We start from the raw sequence: 9510 nt of genomic DNA on the forward strand, positions 1-9510 counted from the left end.
GTGGTCGGTGGTCCAGGGCGGCCGGCGGTCGTGGCGATCGTGGCGCTGTCGCTCGGGCTGACGCCTGCCGGGGCGAGCGACACGGGATCGCGCACCAGACCCGAGCTTTCCTTCGACATTCCCGCGCAGGATCTCGACCGGGCGCTCGATGCGTTCGGTACCGTCACAGGTGTCCAGATTCTCTACGAGACCGCCCTGGTGGCGAACCGCCGCTCCGGCGCGGCGGCCGGCGTCCTCGATCGCGACGCTGCCCTGCGGCGCCTGATCGCCGAGGACGAGCGTCAGCGGATCGGTCGCTGAAGCAGTCAGGGCGATGCGTTGCCATTTCACCGAAACGCGGAGCGCCGGCGCGGGATTCCGCGCCGTGGACCAACCACGCTCGGAGTTCCGGCCAGCGGGCGGACGGCGCCATCATCGGTACCGGCCTGCGGCTCGACGGACGGACGCCGCTGACGATCCCGGCGGCGCCGTCGCTGGTGCTCGCCGAAGGCGCACCGTTCACCTGGACGGCGTGGATCAGGATAGCGGCGGCGCAGCCGAATGCCGCGATCTACGGCGGGCGCGACCGCCGCGACGGACTGGTCGTCGGCGTGGACAACGGCGCTCCCTTCGGCTTCGTGCGCGTGCAGGTGCGATCGGGCAGGGGCCCGGGACCGCGAAGCTCGTCGCCTACCGGAACGACGACGTCCACTGCAGCGACGTCGTTCTCGCCGACGAGCCGCTGATCGGCTTCAAGCGGGTCGAACTGCAGGACAAGCTGCAGGCGTTTTCCGGCCGAATCCGATCGCAGAAGACAGCACCATGACCCCTATCGACCACGGAAAGAGTAGCTGTTCGTCGCCGCCGTCGTCGTGACGGCGTCCACCGGGGTCGCTGCTCAGGCGCCGAACCCGGCTCAGGGCGGCAGCGCGCCGGCCACCCCGGCGGCCAAGGCGCTTGCCGCCGTCCAGCAGGCGGTGCGGCCCCGGCCTGCCTGGGAAAGTCGCTGAGGGCGCCGGCGATGGAGTTGGCGACGACGGGGCCGGTCGAGGACGCGAACACGAACAGCGGCACGGTGAGGCCCCAGAGGCCGCCCCAGTCTGTCGCGGCGGCACCCTCCGTGCCGGGGCTCATTCGCGAATGATTCGATTCGCCGCTGCCGCTTACTATTTGCTTACTAGCGGTCGGCAAGGAAAGGGGCGGCTCGGTATCCGACTTCAAAAAAACCGTTTTTTCAAAAGCTTGTATGGTCGGAGCGGCGAGATTTGAACTCGCGACCCCCAGTCCCCCAGACTGGTGCGCTAACCGGGCTGCGCTACGCTCCGAGCGGCCGGGACTATAGAGAGGCGGCCGGGGCCGCGCAACCGGGCCGGAGGGCGGTTTTCCCCCGGCAGGGCCGGTCTGCGCGGCGGCGGGGAAGAGATCCGGGGGACGGGGCCGGCGGTCCGAACGGTGGCCTGCGGCGGTCGCTTGGTCCGCGGCGCCGCGCCGTCGCCCCGGCGGTCCGGTCGGCTACGCCCCGGCCGCGCCGGCCGGGGCCGGGCCGGGCGCAAAGCTCCGGGCCGCGATGGTGAGGCCCCAGACCAGGCCCATCAGCAGGAAATAGTGGCGCCAGTGGAGGACGTCGATGATGTAGCTCTCGCCGACCACGCCGACGAAGGTGGCGTAGACGGCGATCAGCCGGCCCTGGACCGGGGAGGGGATGAACACGCCGCGCAGGCCGACCGCCAGCGTGGTCAGCACCAGGCCGACGAAGGTGACGCCGCCGAGCCAGCCGCCCGAGGCGAAGGCGGCCAGGAAGGAGTTGTGCGGGTCCTCCGGGAAGTACTTGGCGAACTGCAGCGGGCCGATGCCGAACGGGTTCTCCAGCATCAGCATGGCGCCGAGCACGTGGCGGCCGAAGCGGCCGGTGTGGCCGGCGTCGTAGTCCTGCACCAGGGCGGCGCGCTGGGCGAACAGGTCGGCGACCTGCGGGATCGACAGCAGCGCCACCACCAGCAGCGCCACCGCGGCGACGCCGAGGCCGGCGAACACCAGGATGCGCACCCGGTCGCCGAGCGCCGGGCGGGTGACGTAGCAGAGGCCGAGGAACAGCACCGCCGAGAAGGCGAAATGCCCCCACGCGCCGCGCGAGAAGCTGAGCAGGAAGCCGCCGGCCAGGATCAGCAGCACGGCGGCGGCCACGATCTGGCTGCGCAGCCGGCCGAAGGTGAGGCGGCCGAGCGCCACGAGGGCCGGCAGCACCAGGAACGGCCCGAACACGTTGGGGTCCTTGAAGGTCGCCTTGGCGCGGCCGTACAGCAGGAAGGAGTCGGCGCTCGGCATCTTGCCGAAATAGGCCAGGATGCCGATCAGGCTCACCACCACGGCGCACAGCACCCAGCCCGACATCAGCGCGTCGAAGCGGCGCAGCGGGTCGTCGGCGAGCGCCGCGGCGACGAACAGCGTGGTCAGGCCGAGGAAGTAGGAGACGAAGGTCCAGACCGCGATGCCGGGCTCGCCGATCACCTGGGTGGCGCCGATCGCGATGCCGATGTTGAACAGCACCATCAGGGCGACCAGCGGCAGGTGCGCCGGCCGCAGCGTCAGCCCGGTGAGGCCGAACGTCACCATGGCGAGCAGCACGACGAGCTCGTAGGGGGCGGGCTCGATCATCACGAAGCCGCCCGAGAAGCCGACCAGCCAGAGGAGCCGCCGCTGCAGCCGCGCCACCGCCGGGGCGACCGGTGCGGCGGGACCGGCGGCGCGGGCGGCGCCGGCCGGGGCCGGCGGCCGGGCCGCGAAGCCCGGCGGGGCGGTCAGCGACGGGTCGGCCGCGCTCAATAGGCGTTCTCGGTCTTCAAGAGCGCGAAGGGCGTGCGCAGCAGGATGTAGAGGTCGAACAGCAGCGACCAGTTCTCGATGTAGTAGAGGTCGTGCTCGACGCGCTGCTGCAGCTTCTCGGGCGTGTCGAGCTCGCCGCGCCAGCCGTTGATCTGGGCCCAGCCGGTGATGCCGGGCTTCACCCGGTGGCGGGCGAAGTAGCCGTCCACGGCGTCGTCCCACAGCTTGGAGGCGAGCGGCGCGTGGATGGCGTGCGGCCGCGGGCCGACCAGCGAGAGGTCGCCGCGCAGCACGTTGAGGAGCTGCGGCAGCTCGTCGATCGAGGTCTTGCGGATGAAGCGGCCGACCTTGGTGACGCGGTTGTCGCCCTTGGTCACCACCCGCTTGGCGTCCGGGTCGGAGTGCTCGTGATAGAGCGAGCGGAACTTGAAGACCTCGATCACCTCGTTGTTGAAGCCGAGGCGGCGCTGCCTGAAGAACACCGGCCCGCGGCTGTCGAGCTTGATGGCCAGCGCGGTGGCGATCATCACGGGCGAGATCGCCAGCAGGATCAGGAACGCCGCGACGCGGTCGAACACCGACTTGATCACCAGGTTCCAGTCGGCGATCGGCTTGTCGAAGATGTCGAGGACCGGGATGTTGCCGATGTAGGAGTAGGCGCGCGGCCGGAAGCGCAGCCGGTTCATGTGGGCGGCGAGCCGCACGTCGACCGGCAGCACCCACAGTTTTCGCGCCATCTGCAGCACCCGCTCCTCGGCGGTGAGCGGCAGCGAGACGAGGATCAGGTCGACGCGGGTCCGCCGCGTGAACTCGACGAGGTCGTCGACGGTGCCGAGCTTGGGCACGCCGGCCACCACGGAGGGCGAGCGGTCGTCGCTGCGGTCGTCGAACACGCCGCAGATGCGCAGGTCGGAATGCGCCTCCGCCCCGATGGCCCGCACCAGCGCCTCGCCCTCGCGGCCGCCGCCGACCACCACGACGCGGCGGATCAGCCGGCCCTGGTCGGCCCAGTGCCGCACCAGCCAGGCGAGACCGAGCCGCCAGGCGAACAGCACCGCCATGCCGGTGACGTACCAGCCGGCCGTCCAGGCGCGCGAGAAGGAGTACTCGTACTTGGCGAAGAACGACACCGCGAGCGCCAGCAGGAACACCGCCGTCCAGGCGAGGCCGAGCCGGCCGAGCTGGTAGACGTGCGAGCGGAACGCCTGGACGTTGTAGATGTCGACCATCTGGAAGGCGATGATCGCCGCCGCCGCGACGGCGAGCTCGACCATCAGGTAGATCGGCTCGAAGCCCTGGGTCGGCGAGATCCACACGGCGTGCACGGCGGCGCCGGTGAGGACGATCAGCACGAATTCGACGAAGCGCGCGGCGCCGGTCAGCACCACGGGCGAGACCGCCTTGGCGATCGGCTCCTCGGCGATCTTGCGGGCGAGCGGGCTGAGCTCGCGCGGGGTGGCGGAGTGGCTGCCGGGACGGCCCGGCAGCGGGCTGCTGATCGGCGGAACGGCAGTCGCCATGTCGGTCTCTCCGGGGGGCTGCGGAGCGGGAGGCACTCCGGGCGCGTGTGCCGCCGCTCCGGAACGACCTCCCGACAGCCTTACTCAAAAATGGCCACGGACGCGTAAACTCCGAGGGATCCGCGCCGGCATTCGCGTAAACTGGTAAATGCTGGCTAGGCTGCCGGAGCCGGTCCCGGCGCGCGGGCCGGCACGAGGCCGAGCACGCTGCGTGCCGTCGGCTCGCCGACCCGGCTCTCGGTCGCCCGCGCCTGGCGGAGCGGCGACCGGTGCGCCGCCGTCTTGCTAGCAAGAATCTCGCGGTAAAGCTCGTCCACCCGGCGCTGCATCGCGTCAATGTGAAAGCGCGGCCGCAGCCAGTCGAGCCGGGCGGCGGCGTCGAGCTGGGCCCGCACCGGGTCGGCGAGCAGGGCGTCGAGGGCGAGGGCCAGCGCATCGGGGTCGCCGGGCGGCACCAGCTCGCCGGCGCGCGGGCCGAAGATCTCCGGGATGCCGCCGACCCGGGTGGCGACGATCGGCAGCCCGGCCGCGATCGTCTCCAGCACGATGTAGGGCATCGACTCGGCCCGCGACGGCACCACCACGGCGCGGCCGAAGGCGAAGGCCTCGCGGATCGGAGCGGGGTCGTGGAACGTCACCCGCGCGGCGATGCCGAGCCGCTCGGCGAGTGCCTGGTAGCGGGCCCGGCCCTCGTCCTCGGACTGGCCGAACAGGTGGGCCGAGGCGCGGCGGCCGAAGCGGCTCTCCAGCCGGGCGATCGCCTCCAGGAACACGTCGGTGCCCTTGAGGTCGCGATACATGCCGAGGAACAGGAGGTCGCGGGCGTCCTCGTGCGGGATCACCGGGTCGAACTCCTCCTCGCGCAGGCCGTTGTGGATGACGACGGCGCGGCAGCGCGGCGGGCCGATCTTCTGCCGGTAGGTCTCGGCCTCGTAGGCGGAGACGTGGACGAGCGCGTCGGTGAGCCGCTCCAGGCCCCGCTCGATGGCGAAATAGAAGCGCCCCTCCAGGGAGTTCGCGGCGTAGTGCAGGCTGCCGCCGTGCGGCGCGTAGAGCACGGCGAGCGGCCGCGTCCGGCCGATCCGGGCGCCGATCAGGCGGCCGTAGACGCCGCCCTTGGCGCCGTGGCAGTGGATCACGTCGGGGGCGAGGCCGGCGATGTGGCGGGTCAGCCGCATCAGGGCGGCGAGGTCGGCGGGCGAGACGTCGCGCCGCATCGGCAGGCGGGTGGCGCCGAGCGCCAGCTTGCCGGCGACCGCCGCGACGGCGGCCGCCTCGAACGCCCCGCCGGTGCGCGAATCGCAGACGATGCCGACCGTGTGGCCGGCGGCGCTCTGGGCGGTGGCGAGGTCGCAGACGTGCCGGAAGATGCCGCCGATCGGGGCGCGCACGACGTGCACGATTCTCAGCCGAACCGGCACGTCCATGAACCGCATCCTCCGCGGGCTCGGGCTTGTGGTCGGGAGCCGCAGATCGGTAGCGGACCGGGCGGCGGAACGGAACCCGCAGGGAATTCAGGGCAAGGGCAACCGTCTGTCAAGGTTAAGCCGGTCTTGCCGCGGAGCCGGACGGGGACGTGACGATTAACCCGCCAGCAACCATAATAGAGTGTAATCGGGCGGCGTGCGTATCCTCTGTGGTGTGGAGTTGCAGGATGTCGTTCGGATCGGAGCGTGACCCCGTGGGCACGCGTGTCGGCGAGCTCGACATGCGGTCGATCGGACGCGCCCTGTGGCGGCGCAAGTGGCTGATCCTGATCCCGACGCTGCTCGCGGCGCTGGCCGCGACCGCGGTCGTCAACGTCCTCACCCCGCGCTTCAAGTCGGAGGCCCGCGTCCTCTACGAGGGGCGCGAGAACGTCTTCCTGCGGCCGGAGGCGGACCGCAATACCATCGACCGCTCCGCCGCCGACCAGGAGGCGATGGCGAGCCAGGTCCAGCTGGTGCTGTCGCGCGAGCTGGCGAGCCAGGTGATCGCCGAGCTCGACCTCGCCAAGAAGCCCGAGTTCGACCCGCTGATCGAGGGCCTGTCGCCGGTCAAGCGCGTCACCGTGGCGCTCGGCATCTCCCGCGATCCCTACCGGATGTCGCCGGAGGAGCGGGTGCTCGACGCCTATTACGAGCGGCTGACCGCCTACGCGGTCGACAAGTCGCGGGTCATCACCATCGAGTTCCAGTCGTTCGATCCGGTGCTCGCCGCGCGCGTCGCCAACGCGGTCGCCCAGGGCTATCTCAAGCTGCAGCAGGGCACCAAGCAGGAGGAGATGCAGGCGGCCAGCCGCTGGCTCTCCGGCGAGATCGAGCGGCTGCGCCGCGAGGTCGCCGAGGCGGAGGCGCGGGTCGAGGACTTCCGCGCGCGCAGCAACCTGTTCGTCGGCACCAACAACACCACCCTGTCGAACCAGCAGCTGGGCGAGTTCAACACCCAGCTCGGCGCGGCGCGTGCCCGCAAGGCGGATCTGGAGACCCGGGCGCGGCTGCTGCGCGACATGATCCGGCGCGGCGACGCCATCGAGGCGTCGGAGATCGCCAATTCCGAGTTCATCCGGCGGCTGTCCGAGCAGCGCGTCACCCTGCGGGCCCAGCTCGCCGAGCAGTACTCGACCCTGCTCGACAACCATCCGCGCATCAAGGAGCTGAAGGCGCAGATCTCCGACTACGACCGGCAGATCCGCTCCGAGGCCGAGAAGCTGGTGCGCACGCTCGAGAACGACGCCAAGGAGGCGGACGAGCGGGTCAAGAAGCTCTCCGCCGAGCTCGACGCACTCAAGCGCCAGGCGGCGACCAGCAACGAGGACGACGTCCGCCTGCGCGCCTTCGAGCGCGACGCCAAGTCGAAGCGCGACCTGCTCGAATCCTATCTCGGCAAGTTCCGCGAGGCGTCCGCCCGCGAGAGCATCGGCTCGGCCCCGGCCGACGCCCGGGTGATCTCCCGCGCCATCGTCTCCAACACGCCGTTCTTCCCGAAGAAGATGCCGATCGTCCTGGTCGCGACCTTCGCCACCTTCTTCGTCTTCGCCGGCATCGTCACGGCGGGCGAGCTGATGCGGGCGGCGGCGCCCGTGCCGGCCGCCGCCGGCCTGCCGCGGCCGGAGCCGGCGCCGTCCTATCGCGAGACCGCCGTGGTCACGCCGATGCCGCCGCAGATCGAGGAGCCGATCCGGCCGGGCCGGCGGCTGTTCGGCCGCACCCTGTGGGCCGAGCGGGCGCCGCCCGCCATCCCGTCCCTGCCGCCCGAGGCGCCGCGCGACGAGGCCGACGACGCGGCCGGGCCGGACGCGCCGGGCCGCGACGGGCCGGAGCACGACCACGACACGCGCGACCACGACGCGCGCGGCGACGCGGAGCAGGGCGGCCTGCAGGCCGGCCCGTATCCGGGCGCGTCGCCCGTGCCGCCCGTGCCGCCGGTCGCCGAAGCGCCGGCGACGGTTCCGGCGGCGGCCGCCGCCGCGACCGCGGCCCGCGACGACGAGCAGGGCATCACGCTGTCGTCGATCGACGAGCTGGCCGGGCGGCTGCGCGAGGGCACGATCGGCCGCCAGGTGGCGGTGTTCGGCACGGCGCCGGACGGCCGCACCACCCAGGCCGCCATGGCGGTGGCGCGGCTGCTCGCCCGCGACGAGCTCGTCGTGCTGGTGCGGCTCGGCGCCGAGCCGGCCGGCGGCACCGCGACCGGCGGCGACGGCCCCGGCGTCACCGACATGGTGCGGGGCGAGGCGACGTTCGGCGAGATCATCGCCCGCGACAAGGTCTCGCGCGCCCACATCGTGCCGCGCGGCCGCGGCGAGGCCGACACGGTGGCGCTGCTCGCCTCGCTGCGCTTCGTCACCATGATCGACGCGCTCGCCCGCACCTACGACCACGTGATCGTCGACGCCGGCGCCTTCGACGCGGTGGCCGCCGACCAGATGGCCGAGCTCGCCCCCGGCGGCGTGCTGGTGGTGCCCGATCCGACCGACCCGATCGCCGGCGTCGCCCGCGCCCGCCTCGCCGCCGCCGGCTACGGCGACGACCTCATCGTCCTGGCCGGCGCCCCGCTGGTCGCCCCGACTCCCCACACCGAGGCGGCGTGAGCGGGCCGCTGCGACAGCAGCGGCGCCGCGCCGGCAGCCTCCCGATGGTCGTGCTCCGGGAGACGGGGAAAGGGGCCGTATCCGGCCTCCCGGTCGGATCGGCGAAACTTGACCTAACGTCCATTAAAGCGGACACTAACTTCGTTAGTGACCACTCCGGTGGACCTTATGCCGGCCAGATCCGCTCCTGCCCTGCCACTTCCGGTGGTGCGCGCCCTGCGCAAGCTGGGCGAGGACATCCGCGATGCCCGCCGCCGCCGCCGCATTCCGACGACCACCATGGCGGAGCGCGCGTCCATCAGCCGCACGACACTGGCCAAGGTCGAGACGGGCGATCCCGGCGTCCAGCTCGGCATCTACGCGACCGTGCTGTTCGTGCTGGGCCTGAACCATCGGCTCGCCGAGCTCGCGGATGTGCGCCACGACCAGACCGGGCTGGACCTGGCGGACGAGCGCCTCCCGCAGCGGATCCGGCTGTCGGGCGCGCGACGGCGCATCCCTGACGAGACGCCGTGACGATGGATCGCGAAGCGCTCGTCCATCTGGATTTCGCCGGCGGCCCCGTTCTCGTCGGCCGCCTGTGGTCGCGCGTCCGCAAGGGGCGCGAGAGCGCGAGCTTCGAGTACGACACGGGATGGCTGTCGCGCCCCGACCGGTTCGCGCTGGAGCCGGCCCTCGTCCTGGCCCCCGGCCCCTATCACACCGGGGGCGAGCGACCGATGTTCGGGGCCATCGGCGACTCGGCCCCGGATCGCTGGGGCCGCGTCCTGATGCGCCGGGCCGAGCGCAAGGCGGCGGAACGCGAGAAGCGGGCGCCGCGCACGCTGTTCGAGATGGACTTCCTGCTGCTGGTGGACGACGATGTGCGGGCGGGCGCGCTTCGCTTCGCCGAAACGGAGGGGGGCCCGTTCCTCGCCGTGCCCGGCCGATACCGGATCCCGCCGCTCGTCGAGCTGCACCGCCTGCTCTCGGCCACCGAGCGCGTCGTCGCCGACCAGGACAGCGAGGAGGATCTGGCGCTGAGACTGGGCAAGAATCGGCGGGTCGAGCTGATGTAAGATTCGTCTTATGACGAATCGCCCGTTCAAGACCGGCGTCAGCCGGGCGCAGCCGAGC

Annotated in this window: 7 protein-coding genes and 1 tRNA gene; 4 read left to right on the top strand and 4 right to left on the bottom strand. The window is 72.1% G+C overall.

From position 1 onward, the window contains the following. Positions 1–39 precede the first annotated feature (39 nt). Positions 40–300, top strand: a complete 261-nt coding sequence (locus J2S22_RS02670) for a hypothetical protein (RefSeq protein WP_272780273.1) — start codon at positions 40–42, stop codon at positions 298–300. A 926-nt stretch (positions 301–1226) separates the two neighbouring features. Here the strand turns inward: J2S22_RS02670 and J2S22_RS02675 are convergent. The 4 genes from J2S22_RS02675 to J2S22_RS02690 form a co-directional block, all read right to left on the bottom strand. Then, positions 1227–1304 (bottom strand) — tRNA-Pro (locus J2S22_RS02675). A gap of 187 nt (positions 1305–1491) precedes the next feature. Further along, on the bottom strand, positions 1492–2802 hold the full coding sequence (locus tag J2S22_RS02680; protein WP_272780274.1) for an O-antigen ligase family protein: 1311 nt from the start codon (positions 2800–2802) through the stop codon (positions 1492–1494). Continuing rightward, positions 2799–4322: an undecaprenyl-phosphate glucose phosphotransferase gene (locus J2S22_RS02685; protein WP_272780275.1), complete on the bottom strand. Its 1524-nt coding sequence runs from the start codon at positions 4320–4322 to the stop codon at positions 2799–2801. The genes J2S22_RS02680 and J2S22_RS02685 overlap by 4 nt, the downstream gene beginning before the upstream one ends. A gap of 155 nt (positions 4323–4477) precedes the next feature. Further along, positions 4478–5749 (bottom strand): glycosyltransferase family 4 protein, encoded by a 1272-nt coding sequence (locus tag J2S22_RS02690; protein ID WP_272780276.1) that lies wholly within the window; start codon positions 5747–5749, stop codon positions 4478–4480. Positions 5750–6003: 254 nt separating this feature from the next. Between J2S22_RS02690 and J2S22_RS02695 the strand changes: the two genes are divergently transcribed. The 3 genes from J2S22_RS02695 to J2S22_RS02705 all read left to right on the top strand — a co-directional run bounded on the left by J2S22_RS02695 (position 6004) and on the right by J2S22_RS02705 (position 9452). Continuing rightward, positions 6004–8394 (top strand): exopolysaccharide transport family protein, encoded by a 2391-nt coding sequence (locus tag J2S22_RS02695; protein ID WP_370878164.1) that lies wholly within the window; start codon positions 6004–6006, stop codon positions 8392–8394. 168 nt (positions 8395–8562) lie between these two features. After that, the gene (locus tag J2S22_RS02700) at positions 8563–8910 is read left to right on the top strand and encodes a hypothetical protein (protein WP_272780277.1); all 348 of its coding nucleotides are present in this window, start codon (positions 8563–8565) and stop codon (positions 8908–8910) included. A 2-nt stretch (positions 8911–8912) separates the two neighbouring features. Beyond that, positions 8913–9452 carry a HipA N-terminal domain-containing protein gene (locus tag J2S22_RS02705; RefSeq protein WP_272780278.1) on the top strand — a complete coding sequence of 180 codons (540 nt, stop codon included), beginning with the start codon at positions 8913–8915 and terminating at the stop codon, positions 9450–9452. Positions 9453–9510: the final 58 nt, after the last annotated feature.

Origin of the sequence: Rhodoplanes tepidamans (genome assembly GCF_030813915.1) — a bacterium.
Lineage (GTDB): Bacteria > Pseudomonadota > Alphaproteobacteria > Rhizobiales > Xanthobacteraceae > Rhodoplanes > Rhodoplanes tepidamans.

Coding starts and splice junctions, on each gene's coding strand:
- J2S22_RS02685 (WP_272780275.1), bottom strand. CDS start 4,322: ATGGCGACTGCCGTTCCGCCGATCAGCAGCCCGCTGCCGGGCCGTCCC.
- J2S22_RS02690 (WP_272780276.1), bottom strand. CDS start 5,749: ATGGACGTGCCGGTTCGGCTGAGAATCGTGCACGTCGTGCGCGCCCCG.
- J2S22_RS02700 (WP_272780277.1), top strand. CDS start 8,563: ATGCCGGCCAGATCCGCTCCTGCCCTGCCACTTCCGGTGGTGCGCGCC.
- J2S22_RS02705 (WP_272780278.1), top strand. CDS start 8,913: ATGGATCGCGAAGCGCTCGTCCATCTGGATTTCGCCGGCGGCCCCGTT.